Below are 14997 nucleotides of genomic sequence, written 5' to 3' on the forward strand. Positions count from 1 at the left end.
TGTGCGATTCTTTTTTAAATAATTTCCCAATTGCGTTCAGAGGCGAGTGTTCGCAGTCGCGGTTCGGGACGCACAGCGACGGGATTGCCGACAAGTTCCAGTACAGGTACATCTGACAGGCTGTCGCCGTAGGCATAGCTGTTTTTCCAATCGATTGCTTGATTGCCAAGTGCTTCCAAGATCTTTTCGGTTTTGAGCGGCCCCTGGATATGGATAACAGGTGTCCTGTGTGCAAGAATATCTGCTTCATAAGGAACTTCTGTGCCGATGATTTTCTCAATCGGCAATTCCTTCGTTACGGCATGCAAGAGCGGCGTGAATGCGCCGGAGACGAGCATGCAATAGTCTTCGTTGGAGACGTGCTGCTTTAGGCGCTCGACGACTTCGTGGTTGAAATCATCGTGCATGAGCGAGGCAATTTCGCCGAAATATTCTTCCAGTTCTTGTTTGGAAAAAGTCTCGAGTGCGGCCAGATACGCCTGGACTGAACGAGCCCGCATTTTCGCTTCCGGGTAGATTTTCAGTTTATGGCCGATATACGGCGGCATGATGGCACGGTAAAATTTACGGTATCTGCGGCTATGGATCGGGTGGTTCTTTAGATGGTTCATCATCAATTGAAATGTTTCTTTTGCATACAAAGTGCCATCGAAATCGAATATGGCGACGCGCATAGAATCCCTCCACTCTCATTTTCCTGCTGTTTCCATCATAGCGGAAATCTCCAGTTTTCACCAAGCATGTTTAGTCGTTTTCTTCACAAGGGTATGGAAAAGAAACAATGAAGCTGGAGGGGTAGACATGGCAAAACAACGAATTACGGTCGGTTACGTAGAATTGACGCAAGACGAATCGGACCGCCTGTTTGAACAAGTAAAAGAATCGAGAGGCATCGACTCATACGGAGAACTCCAAAGTTTGATGGAAGACTACGATGCGACTGTCGAAGAGCCGGTCAAGCAACCGCTCAAGGAAGTGCTCGATGAAGAGGAAGCACCGGAAGAACCTGCGCAGCAAGGCATGCGTTATATCAATATTTTCAACGCTATCGAAGCTGATGAAAGCTACCGCATTGAAGCATCAAACCAGGAATGAAAGATAGAAAAGGGAGATCCGATTTCGGATCTCCCTTTTTTTCTATTCGTCTTTATTTGCGATGCAGCGTTCGCATTCGTAGATGATCGATTCCCGGCGTTCCTTGATTTCACAACCGCATTCCCGGCATTCTTTTCGTGTACGCGTCTCAAATGTTTGCATGTTTTTCATAGTGATCTCCTCCAGTTTTTAGTTTAGTTTTTCGTACCCTGGCAGCGTCAAGAATTCAGCAAAATCACTTTGCAATGTGAGACTTGTAAACAACTCGCGGGCTTCCGCGTAGTGTCCGGCATTATAGCGCTCTTCGCCGACCGCTTGTTTGATCAAAGCATCTTCTTCTTCGATGACTTCGTGGAACAAGCTGACGTCGACTTTACGTCCATCCTCTAGGACGCCTTTCGGATGGCGGATCCATTGCCACACTTGGGAGCGGGAAATTTCCGCTGTCGCTGCATCTTCCATCAAATTATTGATCGGTGCAGCGCCGTTTCCGGAAAGCCAAGAGGCGATATATTGGATGCCGACTGAGATATTGGAACGCAGGCCATCTTCGGTGATCGATCCTTCAGGAACTTCGACCAGCTGTTCTGCGGTCACGTGGACATCGTCGCGCTGTTTGGCGATCTGGTTCGGTGTCGGCATGTATTTGTCGAATTGCTCCATCGCCGTCTGGACCATGCCAGGGTGGGCGACCCACGTGCCGTCATGGCCGTCCGTCACTTCACGGCGCTTGTCTTCAGCGACTTTGTTGAAAGCGGCTGTGTTGGCAACGTCATCGCCTTTGACCGGGATTTGAGCAGCCATGCCGCCCATTGCCGGAGCCCCTCTTCGGTGGCAGGTTTTGATGCACAGCGACGTATATGCCTTCATGAATGGGACCGTCATTGTCACTTGGGAGCGATCCGGGAAGATATAATCCGGATTGTTGCGCATGCGCTTGATGACCGAGAAGATATAGTCCCAGCGGCCACAGTTGAGGCCAGCTGAATGATCTCGCAATTCGTAAAGGATTTCGTCCATTTCGAATGCTGCCATGATCGTCTCGATCAACACCGTCGCCCGGATCGTGCCTTGCGGAATGCTGAGCTCATCTTGTGCAAAGATGAATACATCGTTCCAAAGGCGCGCTTCCAGATGGCTCTCAAGTTTCGGCAAATAGAAGTAAGGGCCAGTGCCGCGGTCAATCAATTCTTTGGCATTATGGAAAAAATATAGCCCGAAATCGACCAGGCTGCCGGAAGTCGGCTTTCCATCAATGAGTAGGTTCTTCTCCGGTAGATGCCAGCCGCGCGGGCGCACCATTAAGACTGCCGTTTTTTCATTGAGCGCATATTTCTTGCCAGTTTCAGGAATTTCAAAATCAATTTGCCGGCGAACCGCGTCCCGTAAATTGACCTGTCCGTCGATGACGTTGTACCAGCTTGGTGCTGTTGCGTCTTCGAGGTCAGCCATGAACATCTTCGCGCCAGAGTTCAGCGCGTTGATGAGCATTTTGCGGTTGGTTGGGCCGGTGATTTCCACACGGCGGTCTTTCATATCTTCCGGAAGGGGAGCGATCTTCCAGTCCCCTTCACGAATTTCATTCGTTTCAGGTAGGAAATCAAGCTTTTTGCCGCTATCGAGTTCTTGTTGGCGCACCTGGCGTTTTTCCAGAAGTTCGATCCGACGCTTGTCGAAACGAGTGTGCAGCTTTTCAATGAACTCCAGCGCTTCAGGAGTCAGGATCTCCTCCATGCCAGGAACCGCTTCACCTGTAATCTGTACATTCGATTTCGTCAGCAATCAAATCACCCTTTCACTGTCTGGAATTGTTCGGTTTCAGTCGAGCCTTTCATCGCCGTCGTTGAACTAGTTCCGCCGGAAACGATTTGTGAGATCTCATCGAAGTAGCTTGTGCCCACTTCGCGCTGGTGGCGAGTTGCTGTGTAGCCTTTTGATTCTGAAGCGAATTCAGCTTGCTGCAATTTCGAGTAAGCAGCCATGCCGTTGTCTTTGTAGTCGTAAGCCAGTTCGAACATGCTGTGGTTGAGTGCATGGAATCCTGCAAGTGTAACGAATTGGAATTTATAGCCCATCTTGCCAAGTTCAACTTGGTATTTCGCGATGGTATCTTCATCAAGCTTCGCAGCCCAGTTGAATGAAGGCGAGCAGTTGTACGCAAGCATCTTGCCCGGGAATTGTGCATGGATGGCATCTGCGAATTGCTGAGCTTCTTCCAAGTTCGGGTGGGAAGTTTCACACCAGATCAAGTCAGCGTATGGTGCATATGCAAGGCCGCGTGCGATTGCTTGGTCGATGCCTGGGTTTGTGCGGTAGAAGCCTTCCGGTGTGCGTTCGCCGGTGATGAACTGGTGGTCGCGCTCATCGATATCGCTTGTGATCAAGTCTGCTGCATCTGCATCCGTACGGGCGATGATGAGTGTCGGAACGCCCATTACGTCAGCTGCAAGTCTAGCGGAAACAAGGTTTTTCACTGCGTTTTGAGTCGGAAGCAATACTTTACCGCCCAAGTGTCCACATTTTTTCTCGGAAGCGAGTTGATCTTCAAAGTGAACGCCAGCTGCGCCAGCTTCGATCATCGACTTCATCAATTCGTATACATTAAGGGGGCCGCCAAATCCAGCTTCAGCATCTGCGACGATCGGTGCGAACCAGTCGAAGCCTTCCGTGTTTTCGACACTGTCAATTTGGTCTGCACGCTGCAATGCGCGGTTGATTTTGCGGACAACATCAGGAACCGAGTTAACTGGATACAAGCTTTGATCCGGGTACATCTGTCCAGCGGAGTTTGCATCTGCCGCTACTTGCCAGCCGCTCAAGTAAATGGCTTGTAACCCTGCTTTCACTTGCTGTACCGCCTGGTTGCCGGTAAGTGCGCCGAGAGCGTTTACGAAAGGCATTTCGTTAATCTGGCGGTAGAGGCGATCTGCACCGCGTTTCGCGAGTGTATGCTCGATCATGACCGATCCACGGAGTTTGACAACATCTTCCGCTGTATATGGACGCTCGATGTTCTCCCAGCGTTTATCTTCCTGCCATGTTTTGTTCAGTTCCTCGATTTGCTGTTGTTTGTTTACCATTCCAACCATCCCTTTCCGGTGTAGAAATATTTTTAAAATCAACTGTATTAATACAGTTTGTTTTGATGTATATTAATATATAACAGAATATTCAGCCTGTCCTGAAAAAATGACAAAAGCCGATATAGGCGGATAAAAGGCGGAATATTCGGATGAATGGACTTGAAAGGGGAAATGGCCATGGCAAACACTGTATTGGAACAGGTAGGATTCATCATCGGAGACTGGATTCCGAAAGAGGCGTCGATCGCTGTTGCAGCCGATAATCGGTATATTTACTATAAAGCGGGCGTCCATGATCTCTCCATTAAAGAAGGGCAGCCAGTATCATCCGGCACCATCGCGGCTCGTGTCGCTAAAGAAGGCAGCAAAGTCGAAATGTATGTCGAAGAAGCTGTCCTCGGATCTGCTTATTACGGCATTGGCTACCCGATTACCATCGACAACCGAGATGCCGTGCTGGTCATCACTTTGCCGCCCGATTATGTGGTAGGGAGAAAAAAGCCGCTCGCCTTTTTGACGGGCAAGCAAGATGACAGTTGGCGCCCGATTCCCGTGGAGAAAGTATCCCATATCGAAAGCAGCCAAAAGAAAACCTGGTTCTATGCAGACGAAGATCCTTATTGTTCGAGCCATACGCTGAAGAACCTGAAAGAACAACTGCCTGATTATTTCTTGACTGTCCATCGTTCATTTATCGTCAACGTGCATTATATAGAAGAAATCGCAAAAGACGTCGCTTCGAATTATGTTTTGACTTTGCGTGACGGCTCGACGATTCCCGTCAGCCAAAACTACACAGCCGAAGTGCGCAGCCGTCTCGGATTTTAACAATTTTTACAATTCGTTCGGCAGGAAATGGGGGCGGCAAGTGGAATACACTATGCAGAACATAAAACGAGGGGAAAGGTGGAGGCTGATATGACAATCTGGCCTAAATCCAAGCTCGGCAATATATCTGTTGTCTTCACGGTCGTCCCGCTGCTATTGGCACTGGTCATCGCCCTTGCCGGCGCATTCCAGGAGTTGCCGCTGGCGTTTGAAGGGGAAATGACCGATAATTTGCTTTTGACGTTTCTGCTGCTGATGTCCCTTGCTTCATTTGTCGTTGCGTTGGTCTCTGGCATTACTTCGATGTTGATCCGGAGGGAACGTTCCATGGCAGTCATTGCTTCGATTGTCGTCTCCATCGTCGCGCTCGTCGTTTCGTGGAGCTGGTGGGTATAAGTTTCTTCGATTAAAAAAACCGTTGAGAAATCTCTCAACGGTTTTTGGTAATTCATTTTATTCTTTTTGATATTGCTTAACCTTCTCAAGTATTTCTTCCTGTTCCTTATCGGCATCTGATGTGGATGGAATGAAAGGATTTTCGTTGTAATCCATCCGTTTCCCATACCGCAACATCTCGTAAATAATCATGCCGTTATTGGGCATGCCCCCTTGCATTTTCATCGGCACCACATCAAACAATAGGTAAAAAATAGCGTAGAAAATAAATCGATCCCAAAAAGTCATGAATGACTGTAGGACGCCATTAGCAAGGAGCGCATTGAGTGACAATGCCAGAACAAGCGTCATCATGATAGGGCTCCCATATAAAAAAATATAAGCGAATTTATTGTCTCTCTTCAATGAATCGTAAGAAAACCAACTGTACAATTGATAGTACTTGCGTACATCGAATATCCCGATTTTAAAAACACGTGGTCCTGAGCCGATCGTCAGCCTCGGATTTTTCACCCCGACAACGCCGCTGGCAATCAGATATCCCGTTTCCCTTATGAGAATCGTTAATGGCAGTATGATAAAAGCGGAAATCACGAGTGAAATAAAATCAGAAAAACCGAACATCGAATTCTCCTTTCTGTCTTTGTTAACAACAAAAAGTATATAAATAGGATTATTATGCAAAATAAAAACACCAAAAAGAAGCTTCCGCTCTCTTGGTGTTACTCCAGCTCAATTGTCTGGCTCACTCTACCGAATTATTAAAATATGGGACAATCAATCACTGGAAAAGGGGCGACATTCGCGCATGAACGATGGCCTGACCCTGTTATGGAGCAGAATTAATTCTATGGTTTTATGATAGCCATTGATGTAGGCGATGTCAAAATATCCAACACCTTATATTAAGGGGAATGTAGCAATTGATGACTGCCCAATGGATAGAAGTCAGGAAAGTGAAAGATTTACTTACTGTATAATGAAATGTAAAAATGCTGTAATAATAACAAAAAAATGATTGTTATTTTTAATAAAAGGGTACTTAAGTAGTGGTGGATATAAAAATAAAACAGGAAAGTAGGGAGGTAAAATGACTGAACTTCATTTGACACCTGTCCCTCCAGCCAAGAAGAAAGTGCCACAAATGCCGAAAGGGAAGAAACGGCTATCTAAAGTTCTCTTATCATTTGCGCTAGTCTCATCCGCAGCAGCGGCAGGCCCTATCATGTCACCCAGTGCAGCTACTGAAGTGGCCAGTTATTACATTGTCCAAAAAGGAGATACTTTCTACAGCATCGCGAAAAAGTATGGCTTGGTAGTAGAGCAGCTGATGGCAGCGAACTTTACGACCAGCACCAAAATCATCGTTGGGCAAAAACTTGCCATCCCGCATAAAACCCAACCATGGTCTGGAAACCAGGAAGATTTGAATGCAAGAAATTATCAAGTGGTCAAAGGGGATACTTTGTACTCCATTTCCAAACGAACAGGCGTGTCGATCGACAGCATCAAGAAAATGAACAATTTGACATCAGACTTGATCATAATCGGGCAAGTCTTGACCTTGTATCCTGATGTTGGGGTGATTGAACGGACTTCCGCAACGTACTATGTGAAGTCAGGCGATACGAAATACACGTTGCGCAATAAATTCGGCAACACCATCACTTTGCCCAGCGGAGAATTGCAAGTGCTTCAGCCGCTTAAAATCACTGGGAAAGTTCTTGAACTCACCACTGAAGAACCTTTCGGGCTGGCAGATGGCCGTGTGATCGAAGTGAAAGTCGGCAATGATTACTATGCGGTCAACCTTTACCAAGGAAATGAGCCCATCCAGCATCTGGCGGATCGCAATGATCTTAGGCTGACATTTACGGTCGTACGGGTCGGCGAACGCTATGAAATGGTTTCCTATGCGGTGCAAGAACTGGAATAGCAAATGGAGTAGGCGTTTGGAAGGCTAGCGAAAAAATCACCCCGAACTAATTGTCGGGGTGATTTTTTATGGCCGTGCATTGTATTTCATGCTTGTTGAAATTTCTTCCCGGCATAAGGTGGCATCCCTGTTTTTTCACAGACGAGGATTTCCCGCAGGAACAACGACTTTTTCGCGATGCAGCGGTCAGTTATCGTGAACCCTGCTTGTTCGATCATATGGTCGATCGGTTCAATGGTGACAACGAGCAGTTTTTCGGTGACCGGCAAAGCGTGTTTCAGGATTTCCTGTTGTTCATCGGGGGTTGCGTGGGTGTACAGATTATAAGGCATGTCGATGATGGCGACGTCGTATTGCTCTGTAATGTCGGCAATTGCGCCCAAGTCGACCGACCCCGACAAGCCGAAATGCACAATGTTTTCCCGCGAACCGTCAACGACGAGTGGATTGATGTCCCGGCCGACGATGTCGATCCCCATCGATAAAGCTTTGTCAACGACGAGTGGATTGATGTCCCGGCCGACGATGTCGATCCCCATCGATAAAGCTTCAACGAGCACTGTCCCGATGCCGCAGCAAGGGTCGATCGCTTTAACTCCCTTCGGATCCGGCACGGCAATATTGGCGATGGCGCGAGCGGTTTTCGTGCTGAGCGCAGTTGAGTATTCACGCGGTTTTTGCTGGTGCTTGAACCAGACGGATTCGCTCAATTGATAGATTCCGAAGTGCCAGCGGCCATCATATGGAATCAACCCGAATATGATATCGGGGTTGTGGACATCGGCTTTTCCTTTAATGACAAAGCCGATTTGGCGCTCCATGTCACGCTTTTCGTCAAAATCCACTTGCTCAGCCGCGTCCAAGCCGTTGATTTTCGGAAAGATCACTTTAAATGTAGAATCTACCATGTCCAATCCACCAGCCCGTTTTACAATATCCGCGAACTCGGCTTCTTCAAACAAGAGCTCGATTCGTTCCTTGATGAATGGGCTCCGGCCTGGAGCGATGGCACGGCTGCTTTTGATGACTTTTTCGCCAGTGTCTTCACCGAAAAATGCACGCATTTCCAATTGGCATAAATCCTTCTCGTCTTGATGATATGCATAGGTATATATAAATCCGCCTGTTGGCGATAATGGTTTCAATTCATCCCGTCCTTCTTGAAGCTTGTTATCTTGAACAGTATACCAATTGTCTCGAATCAAAAGCGATAAATGCGGATAATGGGCTTCCAAATGGTGAGTTAGTTTATGAAACAACAGAGACGCCTCACCAAAGGAGGAATAACAGGAGTTGAGCCGAATTGTAAAGCTAGAAGAAACTGGAAACATCACTTTTGGATTTCTAAATCAGTTGAAGGGGTGGACGGATGAAAAACATCGGTGTATTGCCGTTAATCGGCATGATCCTTATGGCGATCCTGTCATTCGCCAATTTTTCTGGAGTCGAAATTGCGGGACTTGCCGTGATCATCGGCATCATTTTCTTTTTCGTCATTAAACGGAGAGAAAAGCAGTCTTCGCGCGAAAGTGGATTGGACCTTCGGAACGTGCGGCAGAATTTGAAACACAAAGGCATCTGGCTGTGGATCCTTCTTCCGGTCGTGATGAATTTGGTCAGCATCGGCATTGCCCTCATCTTTTTGCCTGGCTATCTCGTGCATGTCGTCGCGAGAACGGAAGCTTTTCTATCCTGGGATTTGCTGTTACTGCTGGTTTTTCAACTAGCCTTTTTTGCCTTGGGGGAAGAGATCGCGTGGCGTGCTTTTTTCCAAAATCAGTTGGGCAAAGCGATGTCCATTCTTCCGGCATTGCTGCTATCGTCGTTGCTCTTTGCGCTCGGCCATGCCGTTTTAGGAGATGCGTCTATCGTTATATATGATTTATTCTTTGTATTCATCAATAGCTTGCTTTTCGGGATTGTCTTTTACAAAACAGGCAATGCCTGGATAAGCGCCATGTCGCATTTTTTGGCGAATTTTTCGTCCGTGGTATTCTTTTTATGGATTTATTGAGTTGATAGATGAATAGAAATCCGGGGATTTTTGGTGTGGATAAAAAAGATGATACATAAGCTGGCCTATAGCCTATTTTGTTGCTGAAGATGATGGCCGCTATGCGAAGATCTTCCCGGGATTCAATAGATTCTCCGGGTCGAGCATGTGTTTCATGTTTTTGAAAAGAACCAATGCTTCGCCGTGCTCACTTTCCTGGAATTTTTGCTTGCCGAGGCCAACTCCATGTTCGCCTGTGCAACTGCCGCCAAGTTCAATGGCACGGAACGCCAGCTGATCGTTAATTCCGAAAGCCAATTGTTTTTGTTCTATGGATTCAGGGTCATAAACGATGCACGTATGAAAATTACCGTCACCGATATGCCCGAGGAGCCCACCTTCCAACCCGCTCGCTTCGATCAATTCACGGCCGAGTTCGAGAAGGTCAGGTAACTTGGAAATCGGTACACAAACGTCACCGCCCGTGACAGAAACGCCGGGCTGGTGGCGATAAGCATAGGCCATTTCATGGCGTGCTTTCCAGATTTTGCCGCGTTCTTCAGCATCGGCCGCGACATGCCAATTATGCGCACCCAAATCCTCCATGAGTTCCTCGGCGAGGCGGGCGTCTTCAATGGCCGACTGCGTCAGTCCGGCAAATTCAAAGAACAGCGAATGTTTTTCAGGAAGCCCATAGCCGCCGTATTCATTGACCTTTTTAATGCTCGGGGCATCGACGAATTCCATACGCTGCACCGGGATGCCCATCAATAGCACACTGTTCGCCGCTTCGGCACATTCGCGCGGCGTTTCGAAAGTACACGAGGCCGCAATGGTATGTTCCGGGATGGCGTGGAGCTTCAATGTGATTTCGGTGATGATGCCGAGCGTCCCTTCAGAGCCGACAAATAATCCGCCGACTGAATAGCCGGAAGAAGATTTCTTCGCTTTCGTTCCGGTATGGATGATGCTGCCGTTTGCCAGCACGACTTCCATGTCCAGGATCTGGTCGCGCATGACGCCGTAGCGGACGGCGGTAGTGCCACTCGCGTTGGTTGCTGCCATGCCGCCGATCGATGCATCCGCACCGGGATCAATCGGAAACTGCAGGCCATGCCGGTTGATGCGCTGGTTCAAGGCGAGACGTGTAATGCCGGGCTGAACAGTCACGAGCAAGTCTTCGGGTGCAAAATGAAGCACTTGATTCATCCGTTCAAAATTAAGCGAAATGCCTTTTCTGATCGGTATGGCGGATCCTTCGAGACCAGAGCCGGCACCAAAAGCCGTGACCGGAATGTGATGGTCTTTCGCAATCAAGAGCACCGCCTGGACATCTTTTGTACTTTCGGGGAAACAGACCACGTCGGGTTCGACAGGATGGTGATCGGATTCATCGTGGCTATGGCGATAGCGTTCGCCTTCGCTTGTGGATAATTGGCCGGGGTTCAAGCGGCCTGATAAGATTTTGATCCACTCGTCATTCGTTTTAATGGACATTTGAACAACTCCTTTTCTATTTATACAAGAGCATGCACTGGCTTTTTCTCGCGAGGTGGAACGGTAACTTAAAAGTATAGGTTCTTCAACGGAAAAAGGATATGTCTAAAATGTGAATTTATTCTGAAATTTATGTTTACAAATAAAAATGAGTATTCTATACTTTCTGTATACAGTATACACTGTGTAAGTTTTGGATGGGAAGGGAGGAATCATGAGAAAAATCGTCAAGCAGCCGACGTTGGCTGAACAGGCATACGAATCCATCAAGAAAATGATCATCAGCGGAGAATTGAAGCCGGGGGAAGAATTGCCGGAAGAAAAGCTGGCAGCTGAACTGGGCATCAGCCGGACGCCGCTGCGGGAGGCGCTGAAGAGACTCGCTGTTGATGCGCTTATCGAGTTGAGGAAAACGAAACCGGCGCTCGTCGCCAAATTTACCCACCAGGACGTCAAGGAAATCATGGAGCTCAGGAGATTGCTTGAGATTTACGGGATTGAAGGGTTGTCGAAAGCAGATCAACAGCATGTCTTAAAGGAATTGCGCTATGCCCATGAACGTCAATGGGAAGCGATTCAAGCGCATGATTTTGCGGAATTCATGGATTGGGATCAATGGTTCCACGACCAATTCTATGAATACCACCCGAACAAGCGCTTGCGTGAATTGATCCACGCAGTGAACACAGGGGGCAGCCGTGCGTTCTTGCTGTTGTCTAAAAAAGTATTCGATAGTGCTGTGATCGCCCACCAAGAACACGGTGCCATCATTGAAGCGTTGGAACAAGGGGATTTGGAGAAGACTAAAAAACACTTGGCTGCCCACCTCGACAATATCGAGGACAGGCTGCTGAAATACATTTCACAGGAGGAACTATGAAAAAACTTACAGGACTAATTTTACTTATGCTCGTATTGATCCTTGCCGCTTGCGGCCGGCCGGACAGCGGCAGTTCATCAGGCGACGAAGGCGGAGACGGCGAAACGTATACGATCCGCCTTGCCCATTTAGTGCCGGAAGAGCAATCATCCCATGTGGCAGCAGTCGATTTTAAAGAAAAACTGGAGTCCGAATCTGACGGACGCATTAAAGTCGAATTGTATCCAAATGGCCAGTTATATGGCTCTGACCGTGAAGCAATCGAAGCGGTTCAACTAGGCAATATCGAAATGACCATTCCAGCGGTTGCTGCGATGGCTTCATTCAACGAAAAGTTCCAGGTGTTCGATTTGCCGTTCTTGTTCAATAACAACGAAGCTGCATATAAAGCGCTTGATGGGGAGCTCGGCCAGGAATTGATGGCTGATTTGGAAAGCAATGGCTTGAAAGGGCTGGTCTTCGGTGAAAACGGCTTCCGCCACGTATCCAATAACGAAGGGCCGATTGAAAAGCCGGAAGACATGGAAGGCTTGAAGATGCGTACACTCGAGAGCCCGCTTCATACCGATACATTCAACGCGTTCGGTGCCAATGCTTCGCCATTTGCATTCGGCGAATTGTACACGGCCTTGCAGCAAGGCACGTATGATGCAATGGATTGCCCAATCTCACTTTATTACACGAATAAATTTTATGAAGTACAAGATTACCTGACGTTGACTGGCCATGTCTATGCAGCGACTTCTCTTCTCATGAACGATGATTTCTACAACGACTTGCCTGAAGATCTGCAGGAATTGTTGATGGAAGCATCTGAAGAATTCCGCGATCAACAACGCGAACTTGCCCAGCAACAAGACACTGAGTTCATGGATCAGTTAGTGGCAGAAGGCATGCAGATTAACGACTTGACTGACGAACAACGCGACGCATTCCGCGAAGCGGCTGCACCGGTTTACGAAAAATACGAAGGCCAGATCGGGAAAGATTTGATCGACAGAGCACTTGAGGCGAATAACTAAGCAATGACAGATGAAAAATCAAGGACGTGGTTCCTTGATTTTTCTTTTTAGAAAGGAAGATTCTGATGATGAAGAAATTCGCGAAAGCAGAAGAAGCATTATTGGTGCTGACGCTTGTTGCGATGGTCGCCTTGATTTTCGGCCAAGTGGTGGGGCGCTACGTATTCTCCAACGCGCCGAGCTGGACGGAAGAAATGGCGCGCTATATCCACATTTTCCAGGTATGGATTGGCGCAAGCTATGCAGTGAAATTGCGTGAACATATCCGAGTCGAAGCATTCATTACCCGCTTTCATGGGCTTACGAGAAAGATTTTGGAGACCATCTCTTTAATGATTTGGTTTGCGATGGCGTTATTCCTGGCTTATTTTGGAACCCTTCTTGTCATGCAAAGTTTATCTAACGGCCAAGTCACGCCAGCGATGCAATTGCCGATGTGGATTCCGTTCCTGGCGATTCCGATCGGCGGCATCGGCATGTGTATCCGTTTGATTGTGCAATTGCGCCAAATTTGGAAAGGCGATTACGAAATGCATAAAGACGGGGGTGTTCAGGCATGACGATCGCCCTGCTATTCGGAACTTTGTTTGTCTGTTTATTGATTGGCGTGCCGATCGCCATCGCACTCGGCGTGTCGGCGCTAACGGCCATTTACTTCGGTACGACGATGCCACTGAGCATTATTACGCAAAAAGCGTTTACTTCACTTGATTCATTCCCATTGCTTGCGATTCCGTTCTTCATGCTTGCCGGAGTCCTGATGGGCAAAGGCGGCGTCTCGAAGCGCTTCTGGATGACTGGCGGGCTCAGCATGGTGACGATTGTTGCCTGTATGTTCTTCGCTGCGATATCCGGCTCCGGCCCCGCAACCGTTGCGGCAATTGGAGGCTTCATGATTCCAGCGATGGTGGCACGGAAATACAGCGGTGGTTTTGCTTCTGCTATTGCGGCATCTGCCGGCTCGATTGGCGTCATGATTCCACCGAGCATTCCGTTCGTCTTATACGGCGTCATCGGCAGTGTATCTGTCGGCAGCATGTTTTTGGCGGGTATTTTGCCGGGGCTTCTTGTCGGTTCTGCGTTGATGCTGACGGCATATTTAATTTCGAAAAAGCGCGGTTATAAACCGGAACCCGGCAAAGAATCGGAGTTTCATTTAAAGGATGTCGGAAAAGCGTTCTGGGATGCTAAATGGGCATTGCTGATTCCCGTTATCATCCTTGGCGGCATCTACGGCGGGGTGTTCTCGCCGACAGAAGCGGCAGTTGTCGCGGTCGTATATGCCATCATTATCGGGAAATTTGTCTATAAGGAACTTAGCTGGCAAGGCTTGTATGAAAGTTTCCGCGAAACGATTGTCATCAATGCGACGACGATGATCATCATCGGGTTATCGGTATCTTTCGCCTATTTCATGACAATCCAGCAAATACCGGGTGAGATTTCCGATTATTTAACGGCTTTATCGACCAATCCATTCGTTATTTTGCTCGCCATTAATGTATTATTGCTCGTAGTAGGAATGTTTATCGATACGATTTCAGCACTAGTTGTCCTGACGCCAATCCTGCTTCCAATCGTGACGGAAGTGGGCGTGGACCCTGTCCATTTCGGCGTCGTGCTCGTCGCGAACTTGGCGATCGGCTTTGTTACACCGCCACTCGGCGTCAATTTATTTGTGGCCTCGAGTGTGGGCGGCGTCAAGTTCGAGCGAATCGCTTATGCGGTCCTGCCATTCTTATTCACAATGATCATCTGTTTGTTGGTTATCACGTTCGTTCCGCAGCTTTCCCTATGGCTGCCAGGTCTTTATGAATAAGGGCTATTTCTAATTTAAGAAAGGTTGTTTTTTCTATGAGCATGACAATTAACAAACGGGCGGAGTCGATTGTCTTTTCAGGCATTCGCCAATTCGCCAACCAAATGGTGGATTATCCGGATGCGGTCAATTTGACGGTCGGCCAGCCGGATTTCCCGACGCCGGATGCGGTCAAGCAGGCAGGAATCGATGCCATCCGCAATAACCAGACCAATTACACGCATAACGCAGGCGTGCTGGAGTTGCGCAAAGCCATTCAATCTTTTTTCAAGGACAGCTACGGCTTGTCTTATCGGACAGAAGACGAAATCATTGTTACGAATGGCGCGAGCGAAGGCTTGGACTCCGTTTTTCGGACGATTCTGGAAGAAGGCGATGAAGTCATCTTGCCGGCACCGACCTATTCCGGGTATGGGCCATTAGTGGAACTATGCGGCGGCAAAGTCGT

The 14997-nt window shown here is 48.1% G+C and carries 17 protein-coding genes; 10 read left to right on the top strand and 7 right to left on the bottom strand.

Annotated features, from left to right (window positions below; genetic code table 11):
• Positions 1 to 14: 14 nt before the first annotated feature.
• Complete coding sequence (locus tag ON064_RS04705; RefSeq protein ID WP_274623838.1) at positions 15 to 674, bottom strand: HAD family hydrolase; 660 nt, start codon at positions 672 to 674, stop codon at positions 15 to 17.
• Positions 675 to 801: 127 nt separating this feature from the next.
• Between ON064_RS04705 and ON064_RS04710 the strand changes: the two genes are divergently transcribed.
• Complete coding sequence (locus ON064_RS04710; protein WP_274623839.1) at positions 802 to 1095, top strand: hypothetical protein; 294 nt, start codon at positions 802 to 804, stop codon at positions 1093 to 1095.
• Between the two features lie 42 nt (positions 1096 to 1137).
• On the opposite strand, the gene ON064_RS04715 is transcribed toward ON064_RS04710, so the two are convergent.
• The 3 genes from ON064_RS04715 to aceA are packed head-to-tail and all read right to left on the bottom strand — an operon-like array spanning position 1138 to position 4175.
• Positions 1138 to 1266 (bottom strand): YhfH family protein, encoded by a 129-nt coding sequence (locus ON064_RS04715; protein ID WP_194098862.1) that lies wholly within the window; start codon positions 1264 to 1266, stop codon positions 1138 to 1140.
• A gap of 18 nt (positions 1267 to 1284) precedes the next feature.
• Positions 1285 to 2877, bottom strand: a complete 1593-nt coding sequence (gene aceB / locus ON064_RS04720; RefSeq protein WP_274623840.1) for a malate synthase A — start codon at positions 2875 to 2877, stop codon at positions 1285 to 1287.
• Between the two features lie 5 nt (positions 2878 to 2882).
• Positions 2883 to 4175: an isocitrate lyase gene (aceA, locus tag ON064_RS04725; protein ID WP_274623841.1), complete on the bottom strand. Its 1293-nt coding sequence runs from the start codon at positions 4173 to 4175 to the stop codon at positions 2883 to 2885.
• 180 nt (positions 4176 to 4355) lie between these two features.
• Here aceA and ON064_RS04730 point away from each other — a divergent pair, with 180 nt between their 5' ends.
• Positions 4356 to 5006 (top strand): LytTR family DNA-binding domain-containing protein, encoded by a 651-nt coding sequence (locus ON064_RS04730; protein ID WP_121299462.1) that lies wholly within the window; start codon positions 4356 to 4358, stop codon positions 5004 to 5006.
• A gap of 90 nt (positions 5007 to 5096) precedes the next feature.
• Entirely contained in the window at positions 5097 to 5402 is a 306-nt protein-coding gene (locus tag ON064_RS04735; protein WP_274623842.1) for a hypothetical protein, read from the top strand.
• A gap of 57 nt (positions 5403 to 5459) precedes the next feature.
• Here ON064_RS04735 and ON064_RS04740 read toward each other — a convergent pair whose 3' ends face one another.
• Positions 5460 to 6026 (bottom strand): hypothetical protein, encoded by a 567-nt coding sequence (locus tag ON064_RS04740; RefSeq protein ID WP_274623843.1) that lies wholly within the window; start codon positions 6024 to 6026, stop codon positions 5460 to 5462.
• Between the two features lie 466 nt (positions 6027 to 6492).
• On the opposite strand from ON064_RS04740, the gene ON064_RS04745 reads away from it, so the two are divergent.
• Positions 6493 to 7338: a LysM peptidoglycan-binding domain-containing protein gene (locus ON064_RS04745; protein ID WP_274623844.1), complete on the top strand. Its 846-nt coding sequence runs from the start codon at positions 6493 to 6495 to the stop codon at positions 7336 to 7338.
• An 86-nt stretch (positions 7339 to 7424) separates the two neighbouring features.
• On the opposite strand, the gene ON064_RS04750 is transcribed toward ON064_RS04745, so the two are convergent.
• A complete protein-coding gene (locus ON064_RS04750) occupies positions 7425 to 8483 on the bottom strand; it encodes a TRM11 family SAM-dependent methyltransferase (protein WP_274623850.1) in 1059 nt (352 codons plus the stop codon).
• Positions 8484 to 8707: 224 nt separating this feature from the next.
• Between ON064_RS04750 and ON064_RS04755 the strand changes: the two genes are divergently transcribed.
• On the top strand, positions 8708 to 9352 hold the full coding sequence (locus tag ON064_RS04755) for a CPBP family intramembrane glutamic endopeptidase (protein WP_274623845.1): 645 nt from the start codon (positions 8708 to 8710) through the stop codon (positions 9350 to 9352).
• A gap of 99 nt (positions 9353 to 9451) precedes the next feature.
• On the opposite strand, the gene ON064_RS04760 is transcribed toward ON064_RS04755, so the two are convergent.
• Positions 9452 to 10828, bottom strand: a complete 1377-nt coding sequence (locus ON064_RS04760; RefSeq protein ID WP_274623846.1) for an FAD-binding oxidoreductase — start codon at positions 10826 to 10828, stop codon at positions 9452 to 9454.
• A 214-nt stretch (positions 10829 to 11042) separates the two neighbouring features.
• Here ON064_RS04760 and ON064_RS04765 point away from each other — a divergent pair, with 214 nt between their 5' ends.
• The 5 genes from ON064_RS04765 to ON064_RS04785 form a co-directional block, all read left to right on the top strand.
• Positions 11043 to 11708, top strand: a complete 666-nt coding sequence (locus ON064_RS04765) for a GntR family transcriptional regulator (protein WP_121297934.1) — start codon at positions 11043 to 11045, stop codon at positions 11706 to 11708.
• Complete coding sequence (locus ON064_RS04770) at positions 11705 to 12730, top strand: TRAP transporter substrate-binding protein (RefSeq protein ID WP_121297933.1); 1026 nt, start codon at positions 11705 to 11707, stop codon at positions 12728 to 12730. The genes ON064_RS04765 and ON064_RS04770 overlap by 4 nt, the downstream gene beginning before the upstream one ends.
• Before the next feature lie 65 nt (positions 12731 to 12795).
• On the top strand, positions 12796 to 13290 hold the full coding sequence (locus ON064_RS04775) for a TRAP transporter small permease (protein WP_274623847.1): 495 nt from the start codon (positions 12796 to 12798) through the stop codon (positions 13288 to 13290).
• Complete coding sequence (locus ON064_RS04780; protein ID WP_274623848.1) at positions 13287 to 14549, top strand: TRAP transporter large permease; 1263 nt, start codon at positions 13287 to 13289, stop codon at positions 14547 to 14549. Before ON064_RS04775 ends, ON064_RS04780 begins: the two co-directional genes overlap by 4 nt.
• 35 nt (positions 14550 to 14584) lie before the next feature.
• The coding region (locus ON064_RS04785) for an aminotransferase class I/II-fold pyridoxal phosphate-dependent enzyme (protein WP_274623849.1) at positions 14585 to 14997 on the top strand (413 nt) is incomplete at its 3' end.

The organism is Planococcus sp. A6 (assembly GCF_028823615.1).
Lineage (GTDB): Bacteria > Bacillota > Bacilli > Bacillales_A > Planococcaceae > Planococcus.